Source organism: Rhodococcus gannanensis (assembly GCF_042681175.1).
GTDB lineage: Bacteria > Actinomycetota > Actinomycetes > Mycobacteriales > Mycobacteriaceae > Rhodococcus_G > Rhodococcus_G gannanensis.
In genome coordinates this window covers 1-21,359 of the sequence record NZ_JBHUFB010000022.1, presented here as the reverse complement: position 1 = coordinate 21,359, position 21,359 = coordinate 1, and the positions used below count along the sequence as shown (strand labels likewise).

General features: G+C 69.6%; 22 protein-coding genes and 1 riboswitch. Of the genes, 15 read left to right on the top strand and 7 right to left on the bottom strand.

Going from position 1 to position 21,359, the window contains the following annotated elements; translation table 11 throughout:
• Nucleotides 1-21: 21 nt before the first annotated feature.
• A riboswitch (cobalamin riboswitch) is annotated at nt 22-206 on the bottom strand.
• Nucleotides 207-330: 124 nt separating this feature from the next.
• A complete protein-coding gene (locus tag ACFSJG_RS25530) occupies nt 331-1,215 on the top strand; it encodes a phosphoribosylaminoimidazolesuccinocarboxamide synthase (RefSeq protein WP_378488051.1) in 885 nt (294 codons plus the stop codon).
• Between the two features lie 17 nt (nt 1,216-1,232).
• Nucleotides 1,233-3,350, top strand: a complete 2,118-nt coding sequence (locus ACFSJG_RS25525; RefSeq protein WP_378488050.1) for a S9 family peptidase — start codon at nt 1,233-1,235, stop codon at nt 3,348-3,350.
• A 49-nt stretch (nt 3,351-3,399) separates the two neighbouring features.
• On the opposite strand, the gene ACFSJG_RS25520 is transcribed toward ACFSJG_RS25525, so the two are convergent.
• Together ACFSJG_RS25520 and ACFSJG_RS25515 are read right to left on the bottom strand one after the other, a co-directional pair.
• A complete protein-coding gene (locus ACFSJG_RS25520) occupies nt 3,400-4,092 on the bottom strand; it encodes a response regulator (protein ID WP_378488049.1) in 693 nt (230 codons plus the stop codon).
• On the bottom strand, nt 4,089-5,654 hold the full coding sequence (locus ACFSJG_RS25515; protein ID WP_378488048.1) for an ATP-binding protein: 1,566 nt from the start codon (nt 5,652-5,654) through the stop codon (nt 4,089-4,091). The genes ACFSJG_RS25520 and ACFSJG_RS25515 overlap by 4 nt, the downstream gene beginning before the upstream one ends.
• Before the next feature lie 142 nt (nt 5,655-5,796).
• Between ACFSJG_RS25515 and ACFSJG_RS25510 the strand changes: the two genes are divergently transcribed.
• The 3 genes from ACFSJG_RS25510 (at nt 5,797) to ACFSJG_RS25500 (ending at nt 8,504) form a co-directional block, all read left to right on the top strand.
• Entirely contained in the window at nt 5,797-7,206 is a 1,410-nt protein-coding gene (locus tag ACFSJG_RS25510) for a cation:dicarboxylate symporter family transporter (protein WP_378488047.1), read from the top strand.
• Nucleotides 7,203-7,700: a glutathione peroxidase gene (locus ACFSJG_RS25505; protein WP_378488046.1), complete on the top strand. Its 498-nt coding sequence runs from the start codon at nt 7,203-7,205 to the stop codon at nt 7,698-7,700. Before ACFSJG_RS25510 ends, ACFSJG_RS25505 begins: the two co-directional genes overlap by 4 nt.
• A 99-nt stretch (nt 7,701-7,799) precedes the next feature.
• The gene (locus ACFSJG_RS25500; protein ID WP_378488045.1) at nt 7,800-8,504 is read left to right on the top strand and encodes a DUF2334 domain-containing protein; all 705 of its coding nucleotides are present in this window, start codon (nt 7,800-7,802) and stop codon (nt 8,502-8,504) included.
• A 3-nt stretch (nt 8,505-8,507) separates the two neighbouring features.
• On the opposite strand, the gene ACFSJG_RS25495 is transcribed toward ACFSJG_RS25500, so the two are convergent.
• Nucleotides 8,508-9,095, bottom strand: coding sequence for a TetR/AcrR family transcriptional regulator (locus tag ACFSJG_RS25495; protein WP_378488044.1), 588 nt, complete (start codon nt 9,093-9,095; stop codon nt 8,508-8,510).
• A 39-nt stretch (nt 9,096-9,134) separates the two neighbouring features.
• Nucleotides 9,135-9,779 carry an MBL fold metallo-hydrolase gene (locus tag ACFSJG_RS25490; RefSeq protein ID WP_378488043.1) on the bottom strand — a complete coding sequence of 215 codons (645 nt, stop codon included), beginning with the start codon at nt 9,777-9,779 and terminating at the stop codon, nt 9,135-9,137.
• Nucleotides 9,780-9,927: 148 nt separating this feature from the next.
• Here ACFSJG_RS25490 and purS point away from each other — a divergent pair, with 148 nt between their 5' ends.
• From purS to ACFSJG_RS25475, 3 genes are all read left to right on the top strand, one after another.
• Nucleotides 9,928-10,173: a phosphoribosylformylglycinamidine synthase subunit PurS gene (gene purS / locus ACFSJG_RS25485; RefSeq protein ID WP_378488042.1), complete on the top strand. Its 246-nt coding sequence runs from the start codon at nt 9,928-9,930 to the stop codon at nt 10,171-10,173.
• The gene (gene purQ, locus ACFSJG_RS25480) at nt 10,170-10,847 is read left to right on the top strand and encodes a phosphoribosylformylglycinamidine synthase subunit PurQ (protein ID WP_378488041.1); all 678 of its coding nucleotides are present in this window, start codon (nt 10,170-10,172) and stop codon (nt 10,845-10,847) included. The genes purS and purQ overlap by 4 nt, the downstream gene beginning before the upstream one ends.
• A gap of 91 nt (nt 10,848-10,938) precedes the next feature.
• The gene (locus tag ACFSJG_RS25475) at nt 10,939-12,138 is read left to right on the top strand and encodes a macrolide family glycosyltransferase (protein ID WP_378488040.1); all 1,200 of its coding nucleotides are present in this window, start codon (nt 10,939-10,941) and stop codon (nt 12,136-12,138) included.
• Here ACFSJG_RS25475 and ACFSJG_RS25470 read toward each other — a convergent pair.
• Together ACFSJG_RS25470 and ACFSJG_RS25465 are read right to left on the bottom strand one after the other, a co-directional pair.
• Nucleotides 12,129-12,440 (bottom strand): transcriptional regulator, encoded by a 312-nt coding sequence (locus tag ACFSJG_RS25470; protein WP_378488039.1) that lies wholly within the window; start codon nt 12,438-12,440, stop codon nt 12,129-12,131. The two genes, ACFSJG_RS25475 and ACFSJG_RS25470, sit on opposite strands and share 10 nt — an antisense overlap.
• Nucleotides 12,437-13,030: a hypothetical protein gene (locus ACFSJG_RS25465; protein WP_378488038.1), complete on the bottom strand. Its 594-nt coding sequence runs from the start codon at nt 13,028-13,030 to the stop codon at nt 12,437-12,439. Before ACFSJG_RS25465 ends, ACFSJG_RS25470 begins: the two co-directional genes overlap by 4 nt.
• 93 nt (nt 13,031-13,123) lie before the next feature.
• Between ACFSJG_RS25465 and ACFSJG_RS25460 the strand changes: the two genes are divergently transcribed.
• The 5 genes from ACFSJG_RS25460 (at nt 13,124) to ACFSJG_RS25440 (ending at nt 18,535) form a co-directional block, all read left to right on the top strand.
• Complete coding sequence (locus tag ACFSJG_RS25460) at nt 13,124-14,152, top strand: dihydrodipicolinate reductase (RefSeq protein ID WP_378488037.1); 1,029 nt, start codon at nt 13,124-13,126, stop codon at nt 14,150-14,152.
• 87 nt (nt 14,153-14,239) lie between these two features.
• Nucleotides 14,240-15,337: an NAD(P)H-dependent amine dehydrogenase family protein gene (locus ACFSJG_RS25455; RefSeq protein ID WP_378488036.1), complete on the top strand. Its 1,098-nt coding sequence runs from the start codon at nt 14,240-14,242 to the stop codon at nt 15,335-15,337.
• Nucleotides 15,334-15,813, top strand: coding sequence for a carboxymuconolactone decarboxylase family protein (locus ACFSJG_RS25450; RefSeq protein WP_378488035.1), 480 nt, complete (start codon nt 15,334-15,336; stop codon nt 15,811-15,813). The genes ACFSJG_RS25455 and ACFSJG_RS25450 overlap by 4 nt, the downstream gene beginning before the upstream one ends.
• A 125-nt stretch (nt 15,814-15,938) precedes the next feature.
• The gene (locus tag ACFSJG_RS25445; RefSeq protein ID WP_378488034.1) at nt 15,939-16,874 is read left to right on the top strand and encodes an ABC transporter ATP-binding protein; all 936 of its coding nucleotides are present in this window, start codon (nt 15,939-15,941) and stop codon (nt 16,872-16,874) included.
• On the top strand, nt 16,871-18,535 hold the full coding sequence (locus ACFSJG_RS25440; protein WP_378488033.1) for an ABC transporter permease: 1,665 nt from the start codon (nt 16,871-16,873) through the stop codon (nt 18,533-18,535). Before ACFSJG_RS25445 ends, ACFSJG_RS25440 begins: the two co-directional genes overlap by 4 nt.
• Here ACFSJG_RS25440 and ACFSJG_RS25435 read toward each other — a convergent pair.
• Entirely contained in the window at nt 18,530-19,456 is a 927-nt protein-coding gene (locus tag ACFSJG_RS25435) for a Dyp-type peroxidase (protein ID WP_378488032.1), read from the bottom strand. The genes ACFSJG_RS25440 and ACFSJG_RS25435 overlap by 6 nt on opposite strands.
• Nucleotides 19,457-19,599: 143 nt before the next feature.
• Here ACFSJG_RS25435 and ACFSJG_RS25430 point away from each other — a divergent pair, with 143 nt between their 5' ends.
• Both ACFSJG_RS25430 and ACFSJG_RS25425 read left to right on the top strand, forming a co-directional pair.
• Nucleotides 19,600-19,953, top strand: a complete 354-nt coding sequence (locus ACFSJG_RS25430) for a VOC family protein (RefSeq protein ID WP_378488031.1) — start codon at nt 19,600-19,602, stop codon at nt 19,951-19,953.
• A 21-nt stretch (nt 19,954-19,974) separates the two neighbouring features.
• Nucleotides 19,975-21,261 (top strand): M18 family aminopeptidase, encoded by a 1,287-nt coding sequence (locus ACFSJG_RS25425; protein ID WP_378488030.1) that lies wholly within the window; start codon nt 19,975-19,977, stop codon nt 21,259-21,261.
• Nucleotides 21,262-21,359 lie beyond the last annotated feature (98 nt).

Here is a 21,359-nt window from a genome sequence, read left to right as displayed (position 1 = left end):
CTTCCATTACTCGTGGAAAACATGCAGGCAGGTGCCACGGCCGGTCTCCTGGCTCGGCAGGGCTGACCGCCGACCACGCCTTCCCGGACGCTGTCGCGTCCAGTGGCCGGGCATCACCCCGTGTGGTCGACGTACCTGCTCACAGTGGCGAGTACCGCGCCGGATTCGCACCGGACTTCCCGTTCACCGTGACACCGGCTCGAAGGATAGACGACGACTCGTTTCGGCAGGGTCCGGCTTGTCCGGTTCCGGTCGCGGGCGGTGCGGGTGCGCCCAGACGGTGGGATTGCCGCCCGATCGGGTGTCGCTCCCACCCGATAGGGTTGGCTCGTGCGCCCCTCACTCTCCGACTACGCCCATCTCGCGGGTGGCAAGGTCCGTGACCTGTACACCATCGACGACGAGCACCTGCTTCTCGTCGCCAGCGACAGGATCTCGGCCTACGACCACATCCTGAGCACGCCGATCCCCGACAAGGGCCGTGTGCTGACCGCGATGAGCGTCTTCTTCTTCACCCGGTTGACGGCGCAGAACCACCTGGCCGGGCCGCCGGACGACGAGCGGATCCCCGAGGAGGTCCTCGGCCGGGCGCTCGTCGTCAAGAAGCTGGACATGGTGCCCGTCGAGTGCGTCGCCCGCGGGTTCCTCACCGGCTCCGGCCTGATCGACTACCAGAACACCGGCGCGGTGTGCGGGGTGGAACTGCCCGAGGGGCTGGTGGAGGCGTCGCAGCTGCCCGAGCCGATCTTCACTCCCGCGACGAAGGCGGCCCTCGGCGACCACGACGAGAACGTCGACTTCGCGGCGGTCGTCGAGCAGGTCGGTCAGGCCCTCGCGGTGAAGCTGCGCGAGGACACCCTCGACATCTACTCCCGCGCCGCGATCTTCGCTTCCGAGCGGGGGATCATCCTCGCCGACACGAAGTTCGAGTTCGGCGTCGACGGCGACGGCAACCTGGTGCTCGCCGACGAGGTCCTCACCCCGGACTCGTCGCGGTACTGGCCGATGGAGGGCTACGAGGCGGGCAAGGTGCAGCCGAGCTTCGACAAGCAGTTCGTCCGCAACTGGCTGACCGGGCCGGAGTCCGGCTGGGACCGCGCGTCCGACGTCCCGCCGCCCCCGCTGCCGCAGGACATCGTCGACGCGACCCGCGCCCGCTACATCGAGGCGTACGAGCGCATCTCCGGACTGTCCTTCGACGACTGGATCGGCTGACCGCATAGGGTGGGCGCATGAGTTCGCCCGTCACCGCGGCCCCGGTCGCGAAGAAGGTTCCCCAGGAGCGCACCCACCACGGCGACACGTTCGTCGACGACTACGAGTGGCTGCGTGACAAGAGCAACCCGGACGTGATCGCGCACCTCGAGGCGGAGAACGCGTACACGGCGTCCCGCACCGAGCACCTCGGGCCGCTGCGGGAGGCGATCTTCGGCGAGATCAAGTCCCGCACCCAGGAGACGGACCTGTCGGTGCCGTCCCGGATGGGTCGGTGGTGGTACTACTCCCGGTCCTTCGAGGGCAAGCAGTACGGCGTGCACTGCCGGTGCCCGATCGACGCCCCCGACGACTGGACTCCGCCCGTGCTGTCGGCCGAGGTGGACATCCCCGGTGAGCAGGTGCTGATCGACGGCAACGAGCTCGCCGAGGGCCACGACTTCTTCGCGCTCGGCGCCATGTCGGTGACCCTCGACGGCACCCTGCTCGCGTACTCCGTCGACACGGAGGGCGACGAGCGGTACACCCTGCGGTTCAAGAACCTCGAAACGGGCGAGGCGATTGCCGACGAGATCACCGGCACCGCGCCCGGTGCGACGTGGTCGGTGGACAACCGGCACGTCTTCTACCTGACCGTCGACGAGTCGTGGCGCCCCGACACCGTGTGGCGGCACGAGCTCGGCACCGACCGGTCTGCGGACGTGCAGGTGTTTCACGAACCCGACGAGCGGTTCTGGGTCGGTTTCGGTTCGACCCGCAGCGAGAAGTACCTGACGATCTGGATCGGCTCGAAGATCACCTCCGAGATCCGCTACCTCGAATCCTCCGACCCAGAAGGCGAGTTCACCGTCGTCTGGCCGCGCGAGGAAGGCGTCGAGTACGGGATCGAGCACGCCGTCGTCGGCGGCGAGGACCGCTTCCTCATCCTGCACAACGGAGTCGTCGACGGAGTGAAGGCGGAGAACTTCACCCTGGTCGACACCCCGGTCGAGGACCCGAGTGATCGTCGCACGCTGATTCCGCACCGCGCCGACGTCCGGCTCGAGGAGGTCGACGCCTACGCCGGCCACCTCGTGCTCGGGTACAGGCGCGACGCGCTGACCCGGCTGGCGGTGTGGCCGCTCACGGAGTCCGGCTACGGCGAGCTCCGTGAACTCGAGTTCGACGAGGAGCTGTACTCGGTCGGAGCCGGCTCGAACCCCGAGTGGGAGAGCCCGCTGCTGCGGATGGGGTACACCTCCTTCATCACGCCCAGCCGCATCTACGACTACGAGATCGCGAGCGGCGCACTGCTGTTGCGCAAGGAGCAGCCCGTACTCGGCGGCTACGACCCCGCCGACTACGAGCAGCACCGGGACTGGGCGGTCGCCGCCGACGGCACCCGGATCCCGATCTCCATCGTCCAGCGCCGTGGCACCACGGCCCCCGCGCCGCTGCTCCTGTACGGCTACGGCTCCTACGAGTCGAGCATCGACCCGGGATTCTCCGTCGCGCGACTGTCGCTGCTCGACCGCGGCATGGTCTTCGCGGTCGCCCACGTCCGCGGCGGCGGTGAGATGGGCCGGCACTGGTACGACACCGGGAAGATGCTGTCGAAGAAGAACACCTTCACCGACTTCGTCTCCTGCGCACGGCATCTCGTCGACACCGGCCGCACCACCCCGCAGCGGATGGTCGCCGACGGCGGCAGCGCCGGTGGACTGCTGATGGGGGCCGTCGCGAACCTGGCCCCCGAGATGTTCGCGGGCATCCTCGCCAACGTGCCGTTCGTCGACCCGCTCACGTCCATCCTCGACCCCTCGCTGCCGCTCACCGTCATCGAGTGGGACGAGTGGGGCAACCCCCTCGCCGACAAGGACGTCTACGAGTACATGCGGTCCTACTCGCCGTACGAGAACGTCGGCGCCCACGACTACCCGGCGATCCTCGCGATCACCAGCATCAACGACACCAGGGTGCTGTACGTCGAGCCGGCGAAGTGGGTGGCGAAGCTCCGGGACACCAAGACCGGCGACTCACCGTTGCTGCTCAAGACCGAGATGAGCGCCGGGCACGGCGGCGTCAGCGGTCGCTACGAGAAGTGGCGCGAGGTGGCGTTCGAGTACGCGTGGGTGCTCGACACCGCGGGAGCCTGAGGCCTGTGCGCCCTTTCGGTAGTGGGAGCTACCAGAACGGCGCACAGGGCTACCGCCACACGTACCGCACCTGGGGTCGCCCGGTTCGGCCGTACTCGGTGCGGCGGTCGGCCAGGACGTCGTCGGCGAGCCGTTCCAGGTAGCGCCACGCGGTGACGCGGGAGACGCCGACCGCGGCGGCGGCCTCCGCCGCGGTGACACCGGAGTCGCCGGCATCGCGGACCGTCGCCGAGATCTCGTCGAGAGTTTGCGGTGCAACACCTTTCGGTGTGGTCGCCCGGGAGTCGGTGCTGCGCAGGACGGCCATCGCCCGGTCCACGTCGCGCTGACTCAGCGCCGATTCGCCGGACGGCAGCGCACTCCGATACGCGAGATAGCGTTCGAGGCGATCCCGGAACGCCGCGAAGGTGAACGGTTTGAGAAGGTACAGCACGACACCCTGACTCACCGCCGCACGGACCGTCGCCATCTCCCGCGCCGAGGTGATGGCGATGACGTCGGGTGCGGGCCGCAACCCACCGAGGGCCGCGGCGACGTCCAGTCCGCTGCCGTCCGGAAGACCCAGGTCGAGTAGCACGAGGTCGACGGGTGCGTCGGTCGCCGACGCCGACGCCACCGCGCGCACCGCGCCGACGACGGTGTTCGCGACGCCCACGACCTCGAAGCCGGGGACCCGTTCGACGTAACTGCGGTGCGCCTCGGCGATCAGTCGTTCGTCCTCGACGACGAGCACCCGGATCATTCGTGCCTCTCTCTCGGAATGTGCACGGAGACGACGGCCCCGTACGTGTTCTCGGACTCGATTCGGCCGCCGTGGCGGGAGGTGACCTGGGCGACCAGCGCGAGGCCGAGGCCGTGGTGATCGGACTTCGTCGAGTGGCCGCGGCGGGACGCGGCAGCGAACTCGTCGGCGGACATCCCGGGGCCGCTGTCCGCGACGCGGATGTCGAGGGCCGCGTCGTCGGCGTGCACCGTCACCTCCACCCAGGGTTCGTCGCCGTCCGGTTCCGCTGCCGCGTCGATCGCGTTGTCGACGAGATTGCCCACCACCGTGACGAGTTCGCGTGCGGTCAGGGGATCGGCCGAGGGTACGGCGGTGTCGTCGGTGACGGTCAGCTCGACGCCGCGCTCGGCGGCCTGATTCACCTTGCCGAGCAGCAGTGCGAGCAGAGCGGGTTCGAGCACTGTTGCGGTGAGCCGGTCGATCAGGTGTTGCGAGAGCTCCAGCTCCGCGGTCGCGAACGCGACCGCCGCGTCGGTGCGTCCCAGCTCGACCATCGTGACGACCGTGTGCAGCCGGTTGGCCGCCTCGTGCGCCTGTGCCCGCAGCGAATCGGTGAACAGGCGCATCGAGTCGAGTTCACCCGTGACCGACTGCAGTTCGGTCTGGTCGCGGACGGTGAGGACCGTGCCGATCCGTCGGCCCTCGAACAGGACCGGCGCCTGGTTGACGACGAGGACTCGATCCCCGGTCACGTGCACCTCGTCCTGCACGCGTCCCGACCCGAGTCCGCGCAGTGACGGCGGAAGATCCTCGCGCGCAACGGGACCCGCCGGCAGTGACAGCAGCCTCCTGGCTTCGTCGTTGACGACGTCGGCGGTGCCCGAGTCGGCGTCGAACACCAGCAGGCCCTCGCGGATCGAGTGCAGGACGGCGTCGTGGTGCTCGTAGAGCGTGCGCAGTTCCTCGGGCGCGAGGCCGAGCGTCTGCCGTCGCACCCGCCTGGCCAGCAGGATCGACCCGACGGCCGCGAGCGTCATCGCGCCCGCCGCCAGCGTCAGGATCAGCGGCAGGCCACGGAGGAACTGGTCGCTGATCCGTTCGCGGGTCACACCGACCGACACCAACCCGACGACCTGCCCGTCGTCGACGACCGGCGCGACGGCTCGGATCGACGGCCCGAGCGAGCCCGCGTAGGTCTCGGTGAACGTCTCCCCGGCCAACGCGCGGTCGATGGTGCCGGTGAACCGTCCGCCGATCAGGGACCGGTCCGGATGGGTGTAGCGCGTCCGGTCGGGTGCCATCACGACGATGAAGTCGGTGCCGGTCGCCGCGCTGATCCGATCGGCCTGCGGCTGCAGCACGGAGGTGGGGTCGGGGGAGCGCAGGGCCTGCACCGTCCCGTCCGCGTCGGCGAGGGTCTCCGCGACCGCGACGACCTCGCGCCTCGCCGCGTCGTCCGCGTCCCGCCGCTCGTCGAGGACCGTGAGCGCGCTGCCCACGAGCACCACGACCGCCAACACCAGCAGTTGCAGCGCCAGCACCTGCCGTGCGAGGGATCCACGCCGCACCGACCCGAACACCTGTGATCTCTCCGTCCATGCGTGAACGAAACGTACGCAACCGTGACTCGTGGACACCGTGCGTTCCACCATTCTTCCCGAGACAAGAGTGACGGCGGTCACTCGAGTCGATCCGACGAACGGCAGTCAAAGAGGACAGGTCATGACCACAGACACGAGGCGGGACGGTACCCCGGCACCCGGGGCGAGGCGCAAGCGCGACCGCACCCACTGGCTCTACATCGCGGTGATCGTCGCCGTGGTCGGCGGCGTCCTCGTCGGCTGGCTCGCGCCCGAGGTCGGCAAGGATCTCGGGGTCCTCGGGACGCTGTTCATCAGCCTCATCAAGATGATGATCAGCCCCGTCATCTTCTGCACCATCGTCCTCGGCATCGGGTCGGTGAAGGCGGCCGCGAAGGTCGGCAAGGTCGGCGGGCTCTCCCTCCTGTACTTCCTCGGGATGTCGACGGTCGCGCTCGGGATCGGCCTGCTGGTCGGCAACCTGCTCGACCCGGGGAGCGGACTCCAGCTCACACCGGGCGACGCCGCGGTCGGCGCCGGCCTCGCGGAGAAGGCGCATGGTGCGGGCGGCACCATGGACTTCATTGCAGGCATCATTCCGACCTCGCTGCTGTCGGCGCTGACCGCGGGCAACGTCCTGCAGACCCTGTTCGTGGCGCTGCTCGTCGGCTTCGGACTGCAGGCGATGGGGAAGCAGGGTGAACCGGTGCTGACCGGCATCGGCTACATCCAGAAGCTGGTGTTCCGGATCCTCGCGATGATCCTGTGGCTCGCGCCGATCGGCGCGTTCGGCGCGATCGCGAGCGTCGTCGGGCAGACCGGGCTCGGGGCCGTGACCGCGCTCGGCACCCTGATGGTCGGCTTCTACGTGACCTGCGTGATCTTCGTGTTCGGCGTCCTCGGGCTGCTGCTGCGCGCCGTCACCGGCTTCTCGGTGTTCAAGCTCGTCAAGTACCTGGCCCGGGAGTACCTGTTGATCTTCGCGACGTCGTCCTCGGAGTCCGCGCTGCCGCGCCTGATCGCGAAGATGGAGCACCTCGGCGTCCAGCGGTCGACCGTGGGCATCGTCGTCCCGACCGGCTACTCCTTCAACCTCGACGGCACCGCCATCTACCTGACGATGGCGTCGATCTTCGTCGCCGACGCGATGAACATGCCGCTGTCGCTCACCGAGCAACTGTCGCTGCTGGTGTTCATGATCATCGCCTCCAAGGGCGCCGCCGGCGTCAGCGGTGCGGGGCTCGCCACCCTCGCCGGCGGCCTGCAGAGCCACCGGCCGGAACTGCTCGACGGTGTCGGGCTGATCGTCGGCATCGACCGGTTCATGTCCGAGGCCCGCGCCGTCACCAACTTCTCCGGCAACGCGGTTGCGACCCTCCTGATCGGAACGTGGACCGGCAGCGTCGACCGCGACCGCGTGCGCGAGGTCCTGTCCGGCCGGCTCCCGTTCGACGAGACGACCATGGTCGACGACGACCTGCCCGAGGGCGACGACCGTCCCACCAGCGGCGAGGCCGCTCCCGCCCCGGCTCCCGTACTGTCGGCGACATGACGAACCCGCAGCTGCAGGACATCGAGATCAACACGCTCGGCGGCGTGCCGACCTCCCTCGGAGCCTTCGACGGACGCGCGGTGCTGGTGGTGAACGTGGCCTCCAAGTGCGGCCTCACTCCGCAGTACACGGCCCTCGAGAAGCTCGCGTCCGGGTACGCCGACCGCGGCCTCACTGTCATCGGTGTCCCGTGTAACCAGTTCATGGGCCAGGAGCCGGGCACCGCCGAGGAGATCGAGACGTTCTGCTCGACGACCTACGGTGTGACGTTCCCCCTGACGGAGAAGATCGAGGTCAACGGGGAGGGCAGGCACCCGCTGTACGCCGAGCTCACCAAGGCCGCGGACACGGACGGCGAGGCCGGCGACATCCAGTGGAACTTCGAGAAGTTCCTCGTCGCGCCCGACGGCACCGTCGTGAACCGTTTCCGGCCCCGCACCGAGCCCGACGCCCCGGAGGTCGTCGCCGCGATCGAGGCCGTGCTCCCGAGGTAGGCGGCTCCGCCGCTCGTGCGCGGTTGACGGGTCCAGGTGGACGTCAACCGCTCACGAGCGCGACAGCGCCCGTTCACCTTGCGCTGTCACCCTGACGTCATGACCGCAACGCTGATCGTGTCGGTGTCGGGCATCAGGGACGACACCCGTGACGTCGTGGACGAGATCGCGAACGAGATGGACCGCCGTGGCGTCCCGCTGTCCCTCCTGGTAGCCCCGCGGCTGAAGGACAAGTACCGGCTGGTGCGCGACGAGGGCACCCAGCAGTGGCTGCGGGACCGGCAGAGTCGCGGTGACGCCATCGTGCTGCACGGCTACGACCAGGCCGCGACGAAGAAGCGGCGCGCGGAGTTCGCGGCGTTGCCGCAGCACGAGGCGATGCTGCGGCTCACCGCCGCGGACAGGGTCATGGAGGAGGTCGGACTGCGGACCCGGGCCTTCGCCGCCCCGCGCTGGCTGGCGTCTCCTGGTGCGGTGAACGCGTTGCCGCGCACCGGCTTTCGACTTCTGGCCGGGATCACCGGCATCCACGACCTCGAGCGCGACACCGTGGTACGCGCCCGGGTCCTCGGCATCGGAGACGGGTTCCGCGCCGAACCGTGGTGGTGCCGCGCCATGGTGCTCGGCGCGGGTCGCACGGCCCGCCGCGGCGGCACCGTCCGGCTCGCGATCGCCGCGAAGAAGCTGGCGCAGCCGGGCCCGCGTCAGGCGCTGATCGACGCAGTCGACCTCGCCCTGCACCACGAGGCCCGACCCGGCACCTATTCGTGGACGCCGCGCCGGGGCAACCTCGACGTCGCCTGAGACCTACCGGGCCAGCGAGTCGATGTGATCGGTGACCATCTTCAGCGCCGATGCCGGATTGTCCTGGTCGCCGACCATCGCGTGCATCGACGCGCCGGTCAGCAGGGCGTGCAGGTGGCGCGCCTCGTCCGCGACGTTCCGCCGTTGAGCGCACAGCCCGTGGTGCTTCATGTCCGCGACCAGGATCGTCAGTCCCTCCCGCAGCGCGTGCTGCGCTCTGCGGGCGATCTCGCCGAGTTCGGGATGTGCGGGCGCCTCGGCCACCAGGGCCAGGTTCACCTCCAGCTCGGAGCGCCGGGTCTCGTCCAGCGGCAGCACCTCCGAGATGATGGCGATGGCCCGGTCCCGGGGATCCGAGATGTGGCTGTGCGAATACGCACGCTCCTCCGCGCGCCGGTGCACCAGTTGCATCGAGTACGCGAGCAACTCCGCCTTGCTCGCGAACGTGTGCCGCAGCGATCCGGGCGAGAGTCCTGCCTCCGCCGCGACGTCGCGGACCGACACCGCCGTGATCCCGTCGCGTAGCAGGACGCGCCACACCGCTTCCGCGATGTCCTGCTGGCGCTGCTCGACGTCGATGACCTTGGGCATCCCGTCAACTTAGCGGAGGAACACAAATGTGCAGGTCGGTCACAGGTCGGTCGAGTTCTCCGCTTCGAGTACCCGGAACTCGGTTCCCTCGGGCGCCATTTCGGAGTAGCGGCCGTAGAAGATACCGGTCGCCTGCTCGGCGACGATGCCCTGATGGATCGGGACCGCGACCCGCGGATTCAGCGCGCGCAGGTAGTCCACCGCCTCCGCGATCTTCAGCCACGGCGCGGCCGACGGCAGCGCCAGCACGTCCACCTGTTCGAACGGGATGTACAGAGAATCGCCGGGGTGCAGCAGCCGTGCCGGGCACTCGTCGTCGCCGAGCAGGAAGGCAGTGTTGTCGATGACGGGCAGCTCCGGGTGGATCACCGCGTGCCTGCCTCCGGTGCCGCGCAGTCGGACGTCGCCCAGCTCCACGCTGTCGCCGGGGCCGACGGACCGCCAGGAACCACCGAGCAGCGCCGCCGTCTGCGGGTCCGACAACAGCATTGCCCCGGGATTGGCGTCGACGAGTGCGGGCAGCCGGGCCGGGTCGGCGTGATCGGGGTGCTGGTGGGTGATCGCGATGGCGTCGAGCCCGGTGATGCCCTCGAAGCCGTGCGAGAAGGTTCCGGGGTCGAACAGCACCGTCGTTCCGAGGTGCTCGACGAGCAGGCAGGAATGGCCGAAATGCGTGAGCTGCATGGCATCGAGTATGCGCTGCCTCACACCCGGGCGCCCGCCCTCCCGCGCGTGGGTCGGGCGGTTCTGACGGCGCCCGGGCGGACCGGTAAACTGCCAGTTGCCCGGCGCGATTCTCCCGGGCGCAACCGCACCAAGCGAGGAGCAGCACGTGGCCCGTGTCGTTGTCGAAGTCATGCCCAAGGCCGAGATTCTCGACCCGCAGGGGCAGGCCATCGTCGGGGCACTGTCCCGGCTGGGCTTCGCCGGCGTGTCCGACGTCCGGCAGGGCAAGCGTTTCGAGCTCGAGATCGACGGCAGCGTCGAGGACGCCGAGCTCGAGAAGATCGCCGAGGGCCTGCTGGCCAACACGGTGATCGAGGACTGGGCGGTGCACCGAATCGACGTCGAGGCATGAGCGCCCGCGTCGGAGTCATCACCTTCCCCGGCACCCTCGACGACGTCGACGCCGCCCGTGCGGTGACGCTCGCCGGCGGCGAGGCCGTCAGCCTCTGGCACGGCGACGCCGACCTCAAGGGTGTCGACGCCGTCATCGTGCCCGGCGGCTTCTCCTACGGCGACTACCTGCGCTGCGGCGCCATCGCCCGGTTCGCGCCGGTGATGGGCAAGGTCGTCGAGGCCGCCAAGGGCGGCATGCCCGTCCTCGGCATCTGCAACGGCTTCCAGGTGCTCTGCGAGGCAGGGTTGCTTCCCGGTGCGCTGACCCGCAACGAGGGTCTGCACTTCATCTGCCGCGACGAGTGGCTGAAGGTGGAGTCCAACTCGACCGCGTGGACCAGCCGCTACGAGTCCGGTGCAGAGATCCTCATCCCGCTGAAGTCGGGTGAGGGCCGCTACCAGGCGTCGCCGGAGGTGCTCGACGAGCTCGAGGGCGAGGGCCGCGTGGTGTTCCGCTATGCAGGCGACAACCCGAACGGTTCGCAGCGCGGCATCGCCGGAATCGCCTCCGCGAACGGTCGCGTCGTCGGCCTGATGCCGCACCCCGAGCACGCCACCGAGCCGCTGACCGGCCCGTCCGACGACGGTCTCGGGATGTTCTACTCGGTGCTGGAGAGCGTCGTCTCCGCCTGATCGGAACCTGATCGAAGGCCCCGGAAACTCACTGGAGTTTCCGGGGCCTTCTGTGTTCGGCTGGGCGGGTCGTCCGCATCGGAAGGAATTCATGTCTCCCGCGCACATCGCCATGGTCAGCATCCCCGCACCCGGCCACGTCAACCCGAGCCTCGAGATCGTGCGCGAGCTCGTCGCCCGCGGCCATCGGGTGACGTACGCCAACGATCCGTCGATGGCGGCGGTGATCGAGACCACCGGCGCCGAGCTGCGGCCGTACACGTCGACGCTGCCCGGCGTGAACACCGGCGACCCGGGGGAGAAGTCCGAGAAGTCCTGGGACGGCGACATGATCGACCAGCTGACGCTGTTCCAGGAGGACTACGAGTCGATGCTCCCGCAACTGCGGGAGATCTACGACTCCGACCGACCCGACCTGTTCCTCTACGACATCGCGGGTGGGCCGGCGCGGATCCTCGCCGAGGAGTGGAGGATTCCGCTCGTCCAGCTCTCGCCGACCTACGTCGCGTGGGAGGGCTACGAGGAGGACATGGCGTCGGTGCTCGCGCCGATCCGCGAGGAACCGAAGGGGATCGCGTACCGGGCGCGTCAGCGAAAGTTCCTGGAGGACAACGGTGTCACCACCGACCCCGATGCCTTCTTCGGGCGCCCGCCCCGCGCGGTGGTGCTGATCGCGAAGTCGATGCAGCCCAACGCGAACCTGGTGAACGAGGACGTCTACACGTTCACGGGCCCGGCGCTGCCGGTCGACCGCCCGTCCGACGGGACCTGGACGCGTCCCGCGGGTGCGGAGAAGGTGCTGCTGATCTCGCTCGGCACGGCGTTCACCGATCAGGCCGACTTCTATCGCCGCTGTATCGCGGCGTACGGCGACCAGGCGGGCTGGCATGTCGTCCTGCAGGTCGGCACCCACGTCGACGTCGCGGATCTCGGTGTGGTGCCCTCGAACGTCGAGGTGCACCGATGGGTGGCGCAGTTCGACATCCTCCGTGACGCGGATGCGTTTCTCACCCACGCGGGGATGGGCGGCTCGAGTGAGGGGATGGTCACCGGGACGCCGATGATCGCCGCACCGCAGGCCGTCGACCAGTTCGAGAACGCCGATGCGCTCGTCGCGGCCGGGGTGGCGGTGCGCGTCGACAGCGACTCGGTGACCGTCGAGGAACTGCGGGACGCGCTCGGTACCGTGGACGGGTCCGAGATTCGCGAACGCAGTGCCGAACTCGCCGAGGAGCTCCGGGCGGCGGGCGGGGTGCGGGCCGCCGTCGCGGTCGTCGAGAGCTATCTCTGAGGCTCGGCGGCGGCGATCACCGCGCGTAGTGCCGCGAGTTCGGCGGCGAGCGCGGCGCGGCCGGGGTCGGTGATCCCGACCCACGTCTTCGAGCGACCTGAACCGCGCCGCTCCGTGGACACCAGACCGGCGTCCCGCAGCACCTTGAGGTGCCGGTTGAGGTTGCCGTCGGTCAGGTGCAGGGTGTCGCGCAGCGCGCCGAACTCCAGTGTCACACCGGAATTGAGCAGGGCCAGCACGCCGAGACGGGTGCGCTGGTGCACGACGTCGTCGAGTCCGACCGTGGGATGTGGGACTGTCACGCCGTCGCATCCTCGGCGGGGGCGACGGCGTCGGTGCGCAGGAGGTCGATGACGGCGCCGATCGCAGCGGCAACCCCGACGATCAGGGCGAGCGCGGCCTGGCTCTGGTCGGGGTCGATGACCGCGACGAGCACCGACGTGGCCAGCGTGACGGCGGCGACCGTTCCCGTGGCGGCCGAATGCCAGCACAGGGCAAGGACTCCGAGCCCGCATCCCAGGATCAGCCACGGCGCCACGTTCATCCATTCGCCGCTGCCGAAGGTCAGGAGTGCGATGACGCCGAGCAGCATCGCCATGCCCGTCACGAGCGCGGCAACCCCCGGTCGCGCAGCGGGCTGGGCGGGACGCGTGGACAGATACCAGCCCGACGTGACCGCCGACAAGGGCGTGACCACGTACCAGTAGACGGCGCTCGCGTCGCCGAGGAGCAGCGATGCAGGTGCCCAGGCGAGGACGGTGACGGACACGCACAGCAGTGGGAACCATGCGGGTGCGGCCATCCGGCGACCCTGTTCGGACCAGAGTTCGACGGCGGCGACCAGTTCTCTGGCGGCCGCTGCGCTCGGCTCGCTTTGCGATGCAGAGTTCATGTGTTCACTTTGCAGCGCAAAGTTGGCGATGTCAACGGTGGGCGCAACGGTTCGAGAAGAGATTTCCCGTCCGAACTTGCTACGGTCCGGGCCATGATCTCGACGGTCGTGTGGGGTGACGGCAGTATTGCGCGGGACGCGATCCGCGCCGTGGACGCGCATCCCGCACTCACGCTGACGGCGGTCGTCGCGACCGACGCGGACCGGGCGGGCCGCGACGCCGGCGACCTCGCCGGGTTGGGGCGACCGCTCGGAGTTCTCGCCACCGGTGACGCGGCGGCAGTTCTCGAGGCGCGACCGGATGCGGTCGTGTACGCCGGGTCCGGCCGGGTCCGGCCCGTGGACGTGCGGGCCGACATCGTCGCCGCGCTCCGGGCCGGAGCCGTCGTCCTGACGCCGCCGATCCATCCGATCTACGACCATCGCGGTTCCGAACACGGTGTGCGAGAAGAGATCCTGACGTCGATCCGCGACGGCGGCGGCCGACTGCACGTCGGGGACGTCGATGTGGACTGGGCCGATCACGTTCTGCCACTGGCGCTTCGGAGCATCGGCGACCGCGCGACTTCCGTCCGTGTCACGGAGACGGTCGACTACTCGACCCACGACCTGCCCGGGTCCGTTCGCTACCTGATGGGGATGGGGGAGCCGCTGTCCTTCCTGCCCCCGATGCTCGCGCCGCGAATGCCGACGACGGTGTGGGGTGACCGCGTCCGGCAGTTGGCCCGAGTGCTTCGCGTCGAACTCGACGAGATCCGTGAGGTCGTCGAGCGCGTCGAGCTCGAGGTCACGGTCGAGACCGCGACCATGGGCAAGTTCGAGGCGGGCGGCATGGGTGCGGTGCGTTTCGAGGTGCAGGGGTGGGCGTCGGGCGCGCCTGCCGTGGTGGTCGAGCACGTCGGCCGCATCGACGCAGAAGTTGCGCCCGAGTGGCCACACCCGCCCGCCGGGGGAGCGGGCCACACGGTTCTCGTCGACGGCGACCCCCGGATCGCGGTGATCGTCGAACCCGGGCCCCGGTCCGGTGGGGAAACGGCCGTCGACCGGCTCGTCGCACGGATCGATGCGCTCGTGGGACGGGAGCCGGGCGTCTACGACGACGTGGACCTGCTCCGCCCCTGAACTCCCGTTGTTCGGCAGGTCGCCGGGCGCCGCCGAAATGTCCTGATCCGCCACGGGAACGTGTTCCAGTTCGGTAGCGTCCCGGACATGATCACAACGGTCGTCTGGGGCACTGGAAATGTCGGACGGGCAGCGATCCGGGCGGTGGACGCGCACCCCGCGTTGGAACTCTCCGCCGTGATCGTGCACAACCCCGACAAGGTCGGTCGCGACGCGGGCGACCTCGGTGACGTCGGCCGCGAACTCGGTGTCGCCGCCACCTCGGACATCGACGCCGTTCTCGCCACCAAGCCCGCGGCAGTGGTGTACGCCGCATCCGGCGACATCCGCCCCGACGATGCGCTCGCGGACATCGTCACCGCCCTCCGCGCCGGCGCCGTCGTCGTCACCACGTCCCTGTACCCGCTGTACGACCACCGCAGCGCGCCGGAGGAGATGCGCAAGGCCGTCCAGGACGCCATCGACGAGGGCGGCGGATCGTTGTTCGCGTCCGGCATCGACCCCGGCTGGGGCAACGACGTCCTGCCGCTGCTGCTCAGCGGCCTCGCGACCACCATCGACGTGATCCGCTGCCAGGAGATCTTCGACTACTCCACCTACGACCAGCCCGACTCCGTCCGCTGGCTCGTCGGGATGGGACAGCCGATGGACTACCTGCCGCCGATGGTCGCACCCACGATCCCGTCGATGGTGTGGGGTGGTCAGGTCCGGCTGATGGCTCGGGCCCTTGGCATCGAACTCGACGAGGTCCGCGAGACCCTCGAACGCCGGGCGCTCGAGACCACCGTCACCACCGCGACCATGGGTGACTTCGAGGCGGGCACGCAGGGCGCGCTGCGCTTCGAGGTGCAGGGCATCGTCGACGGCGAGCCCCGCATCGTCGTCGAGCACGTCACCCGCATCCACCCGTCCTGCGCCCCCGACTGGCCGGTCCCCGCGGATGGCGGCGAGGGAGCGCACCGCGTGATAATCGAGGGCAGGCCCCGCATCGAAGTGTCCATCGAGGCCACCGACGAGGGCGGCAACCGGTCCGCCGGTGGCAACGCGACCGCCGTCGGGCGTCTGGTCGGCGCCATCGACTGGCTGGTGGAGAACGAACCCGGAATGTACGACGCACTCGACGTCCCGATCCGTCCCGCGATCGGAAAGCTCACCGCAACCACTCCCGAGAGGACCCCGGCATGATCATCGACCTCCCCGAGGGCAAGGACCCCATCGGCTATGTGTGGGGAGAGATGGTGCCCGGCATCGGGCTGCCCGCCTCCCAGTTCTCGCTCTCCGTCTACGAGCACTCGAAGATCGACCTGCCCGCGTTCGAGGCCGCACGGCTGCGGATCGCGCAGATCAACGGCTGCATCTTCTGCCAGGACTGGCGCACCGAACGTGACGGCGTGAAGGTCGAACTCGGCTTCGACGAGGACGTCGAGAACTGGCGAACCACGGAGAACTTCGACGACCGCACCCGCCTCGCCGCCGAGTACGCCGAGCGCTACGCGACCGATCACCACAACCTCGACGACGAGTTCTGGGAGCGAATGAAGGCCCACTACACGGACGCCGAGATCGTGGAGCTGTCCATGAGCATCGGGTCGTGGCTCGCGTTCGGGCGGCTGAACCGGGTGCTCGGACTCGACACCGCCTGCGTACTGCCCGGGCACTGATCCTCGCTCCGACAGATCCCGTGTGCGCACACGTTTTCCGTGGTGCACACGGGTTTGTGCGTTCAGAACGTGGGTGAGGGACCGAAAATCTGTGTGCAGCGGGGTGCGGGCGTACCGTCGCTGGCATGGCTGCGATCTCGATCGAGAGTCTCGTCAAGACCTTCGGGCCCACGCGTGCGCTGGACGGCCTCGACCTCGAGGTGACCGAGGGGGAGGTGCACGGGTTCCTCGGCCCGAACGGGTCGGGCAAGTCGACGACCATCAGGATCCTGCTGGGGTTGCTGCGCGCGGACGCCGGGCGCGTGCGCCTGCTCGGTGGTGACCCCTGGAGCGACTCGGTGTCGTTGCACCGCCGCCTCGCCTACGTCCCCGGTGACGTGAACCTGTGGCCGAACATGACCGGTGGGGAGGCGATCGACCTCCTCGCCGGGTTGCGCGGCGGGCTCGACGACACACGCCGCGCGGAGCTTCTCGAGAGGTTCGAACTCGACCCGGCGAAGAAGGCGCGCACCTATTCCAAGGGCAACCGGCAGAAGGTCGCCCTCGTGGCAGCGCTGGCGTCCGACGTCGACCTGTACATCTTCGACGAACCCACCTCGGGACTCGATCCGCTCATGGAATCGGTGTTCCGGGACTACGTCCGAGCGATCGCCGACGCGGGGAAGACGGTGCTGCTGTCGAGCCATATCCTCGCGGAGGTCGAGGTGCTGTGCGACCGGGTGAGCATCATCCGCGAGGGCCGGACGGTGGAGACGGGCACTCTTGCCGAGATGCGGCACCTCACGCGGACGTCGATCACCGCAGTGACGGAGCGGCCGGTGACCGGGCTCGAGGACGCCCCCGGCATCCACGACGTGCAGGTGGACGGGTTGCGCACCCGCTGCGAGGTGGACGGCAGTGCCATCGACGGTGTGCTGCAACGCCTTCTGCCGTTCGGGATCACGTCGCTGACCTCGGCGCCGCCGACACTGGAGGAACTGTTCCTGCGGCACTACGGTGACGAACTCGCCCACGACGCCGCCGAACCCGAGCCCGCCCGAAAGGGGAGGCGGGTCCGATGACGGTGGTCACGGCGCCCGTGTCGGGGACTGCCGCGCAGTTCGCCGGCACCGCGCGGCTGGTGCGACTGGCCCTGCGCCGCGACCGGATTCAGCTGCCGGTCTGGCTGATCGCGCTCACCCTGCTGCAGTGGTTCTCGGCGGCGAGTGTGATCGGGCTGTATCCGACCGATGCCGAACGGCAGTCGTTCGCGGCGGTGACTGCGGCCTCCCCCGTCGCGCTGGCGACCAACGGCATCGTGTCCGGGTACAGCATCGGCGCGATCCTGGCCTCCCAGATCGTGATGCCCCTCGCCCTGGCGGCCGGGTTGATGACGACGCTGCTGGTGGTTCGGCACACGCGGCAGAACGAGGAGACGGGGCGGGCCGAACTGATCGGGGCCGCCGTCGTCGGACGCAAGGCCCTGCTGACCGCGGCGCTGGCCGTCGCCGTCGGCGCCAACGTCGTGCTCGGCCTGCTCAACGTGATCGTCCTCGTCCTGCAGGACCTGCCCCAGGGCGGGTCGATCGCCCTCGCGGCCGGTGTCGCCGCCGCGGGCATCGCGTTCGCAGCGGTCGCCGCCGTCGCGGTGCAGGTCACCGACAGCGCCCGCACCGCCAACGGGTTGGCCGGTGCCGCACTGGGAGTCGCGTTCCTGCTCCGCGCCGTCGGGGACATGACGGGAACCGTCACCGAGGGCGGAACCCGGGTCGAGACGTCGTGGCCGACGTGGTTGTCGCCGATCGGCTGGGCGGAACAGGTGCGGCCGTACGACGACAACGCCTGGTGGGTGCTGCTGTTGCCCGCCGCGTTCGCTGTCGTGGTGACCTGGATCGCGTACGTCCTCACCGAGCATCGCGATCTCGGGTCCGGGCTCGTACCGACCCGGGCCGGCCCGCCGCGTGCCTCGCAGTCGTTGCCCACGGCGCTGGGGTCTGCATGGCGGATCCAGCGGATGATCCTGTTCTGGTGGGCGTTCGGTCTTGCCGCCCTGGCACTGGTGTACGGCGCGATCGGTGACCAGGTCGACGACTTCCTCGGCGAGAGCGACCAGGTCACCGACCTGTTCCAGGAACTCGGTGGCGGAGTCGAGGATCTGGTGAACGCCTACTTCGCGGCCATCTTCGGGATGATGGCGATCGCGGTTGCCGGGTACGCGGTTCAGGCACTGCTGCGCATGCGTTCCGAGGAGACGGCGGGCAGGCTCGAACCGGTTCTGGCGACGGCGATCTCACGGCCACGGTGGATGCTCGCGCACGTCGGGCTGGTCGCGGCGGGGGTGGTGGCCTTGCAGCTGCTGACCGGTGTCGCGGCGGGCCTGGCGTACGGGGTGGTGATCGGTGACGTGGCCGGTCAGGTCCCCAGCCTGACCGGCGCGGCGCTCGCGTTCGTGCCCGCGATCCTCGTCGTGGTCGGGGTGGTCGCGCTCGTGTTCGGCGGACTGCCCGGGTGGTGCGTCGGACTGTCGTGGGGCGTTCTCGCGATCTGCCTGGTGTTCGGGCTCCTCGGGCCACTGCTCGGGATACCCGACGCGGTCCGCGACCTGTCGCCCTTCGCGCACGTCCCGGCGCTGCCCGCCGCCGACGTCTCCCTGGCTCCTCTGATCGTGCTGGTGTTGATCGCCGTCGCAGCGGGCGCGGTCGGTGTCGCCTTGTTCCGGCGCCGCGACATCACCACGTCATAGGCCGGTCGGGTCCTCGAGGAAGGTCACGCTCGGCGCGAAGAAGGCGGTACCGGTGACCGCCGTCGAGAAGTCCAGCAGTCGATCGTGATTCCCGGGCGGATCACCGACGACCATGTTCGTCAGCATCCGTTCGGTGACGGCCGGGTCGCGGCTGTACCCGACGAAGTAGGTGCCCACCTCGCCGCCGACGTTTCCGTACGCCAGATTCGCGCGCACGATCTCGAGGTCGCGGCCGTCGTCGTCGGTGATCGAGGTGAGCGCCACGTGCGAATTCGGCGGTTGCACAGAGTTATCCAGTTCGCGGTCGTCCCGTTTGGTGCGCCCGATCGCTCGTTCCTGTTCCGGCTCCGTCAGTGCGTCCCAGGCGTCGAGGTCGTGCCGGTAGCGCTGCACGTGGACATACGACCCGCCCGCGAACGCGGGGTCCTCGTCGCCGACGGTGACGGCCTCGTACGCGGCCCGGCCGGTGGGGTTGCCAGTGCCGTCCACGAAACCGGTCAGGTCGCGACTCTCCCGGTACCGGAAGCCGTGCACCTCGTCCACGATCGTCGCGGCACCACGCAGTTCGCGCGCGATCCGGTGGGCGAGTTCGAAACACGCGTCCTGGGTCGTCGCGCGGAGGTGGAAGAGCAGGTCGCCCGGAGTCGCCGGCGCGGTGTGTCGGTCGCCGTGAACGGCGCGGAACGGGCGCAGCAGGGCCGGTCGCGGACCCGTGAACAGGCGGTCCCAGGCGTCCGATCCGATGCCGACGACGAGTTCGAGTCCCGAGCCGGGGAACTGCAGGCCGACCACCCGTGCCACACCGGTCACCCGGCTCAGGAACGCGCCCACGGCTTCCTCGTCGTCGACGGTGGCGACGAGGAAGATCGCGACCGGTGACTGCTCGCCGAGCACGGGCTGCGGGCGCGGGTGATCGGGCATGCACGACACGCTAGCTCCCATCCACCCGGTCCTAACCGGCTGAAAGTGGCGTTCGTCTCGTTGGTCCGCATGAACGTGGCGTTCAGCCAGGTGGGCGGGCGGCTGCGCCGGTTTTGTCGGAGGTCGCCGCTACCGTCCACCCCATGACGATCACCGTGGGCATGATCACGTTCGACAGCGCGGAACCGGGGCCACTCGCCACGTGGTGGGCGGAGCAGACCGGCGGCCGGATCGAGACGGACAACGACGGCTGGTTCTACCTCGTCGGGATTCCCGATGCGCCGTTCAAGCTGGCGTTCCAGAAGGTGGAGGATCCGACACCGGGCAAGAACCGCATCCACCTCGACATGTCGGCCCCCGACCTCGACGCCGAGGTCACCCGGCTCGTCGCCGCGGGCGCGAGCGAATACGAGCGCCACGACATGGACGGCTTCCGCTGGGTCACGCTCACCGATCCGGACGGCAACCGTTTCTGCGTCGCGGGGCAGCCGCACTAGGCGAGTCTCTAGGATTCGGTCATGTCCCCACTGACCGACGCCACCGCCTCCGGACTCTGCTCGTTCGTCGACGCGTCACCGTCGCCGTTCCACGTGTGCGAGACGGTCGCGGGTGAGCTGATCGCCGCGGGATTCGTGGAACTGCGCGAGACCGACGGCTGGCCGGCGGCTGCGGGCCGGTACTTCCTGGTGCGTGGCGGATCGCTCGTCGCGTGGAGCACCGAGGGATTCGGTCGGGAGGCAGCGCCGTTCCGGATCGTCGGCGGCCACACGGACAGCCCGAACCTGCGGGTCAAGCAGCATCCCGACCTGGAGTCCGCCGGCTGGCAGATGGTCGGACTGGAACCGTACGGCGGCGCGTGGCTGAACTCCTGGCTGGACCGCGACCTCGGCATCTCGGGCCGGCTCAGCGTCCGCGACGGAAACAGGGTGCGGGAGTGCCTGGTTCGCGTGGACCGGCCGATCCTGCGCGTGCCGCAGCTGGCCATCCACCTGTCGGAGGACCGCAAGGGCGTCAGCCTCGACCCGCAGCGGCACGTCAACGCGATCTGGGGTGTCGGGACGTCGCCGCGCAGCTTCCTCGCGTTTCTCGCCGGGGAGGCCGGAGTCGACGGCGATGCGGTGCTGGGCTGGGAGCTGATGACCCACGACCTCGCACCGAGCACCGTCGTCGGTCTGAACGGCGAGCTGGTGTCCGCGCCGCGCCTCGACAACCAGGGCACCTGCTACGCCGGGACCCGGGCGCTGCTCTCCGCGGTCGAGAATCCGGGCGAGGCGATCCCGGTTCTCGCGTTGTTCGACCACGAGGAGGTCGGCTCGATGTCCGACCGGGGTGCATTCTCGGACCTGCTGAACTCGGTGCTCGAGCGGATCGTGCTCGGCCGGGGCGGCGGGCGGGAGGACTTCCTGCGCGCCATGGCCGGATCGGTGTGTGCGTCCGGCGACATGGCACACGCCACCCACCCGAACTACTCGGACCGGCACGAGCCCGCCCACCGGATCACCGTCAACGGCGGACCGGTCCTCAAGGTGAACCAGAACCTGCGCTATGCCACCGACGCCGCGGGCACCGGGGCGTTCGCTCTCGCCTGCGACCGCGCCGGCGTGCCGATGCAGCGGTACGTGCACCGGGCGGACCTGCCGTGCGGTTCCACGATCGGCCCCATCACCGCGTCCCGCACAGGGCTGTCGACCGTCGACGTCGGCGCTCCCCAGCTGGCGATGCACTCGGCGCGGGAGCTGATGGGATCCTCCGACGTCACCTCGTACGCGGAGGCGCTGGCGGCGTTCCTGGCACCCGAGGACTAGTAGGACTTTGTTAGGTCTGCCACAGCTGGTGTGGGAGCTCGAGTTTCGGAGTGGTTCTCGAGACGATGACCGGGTGGATGCTGCAGCCCTGTCCGAGG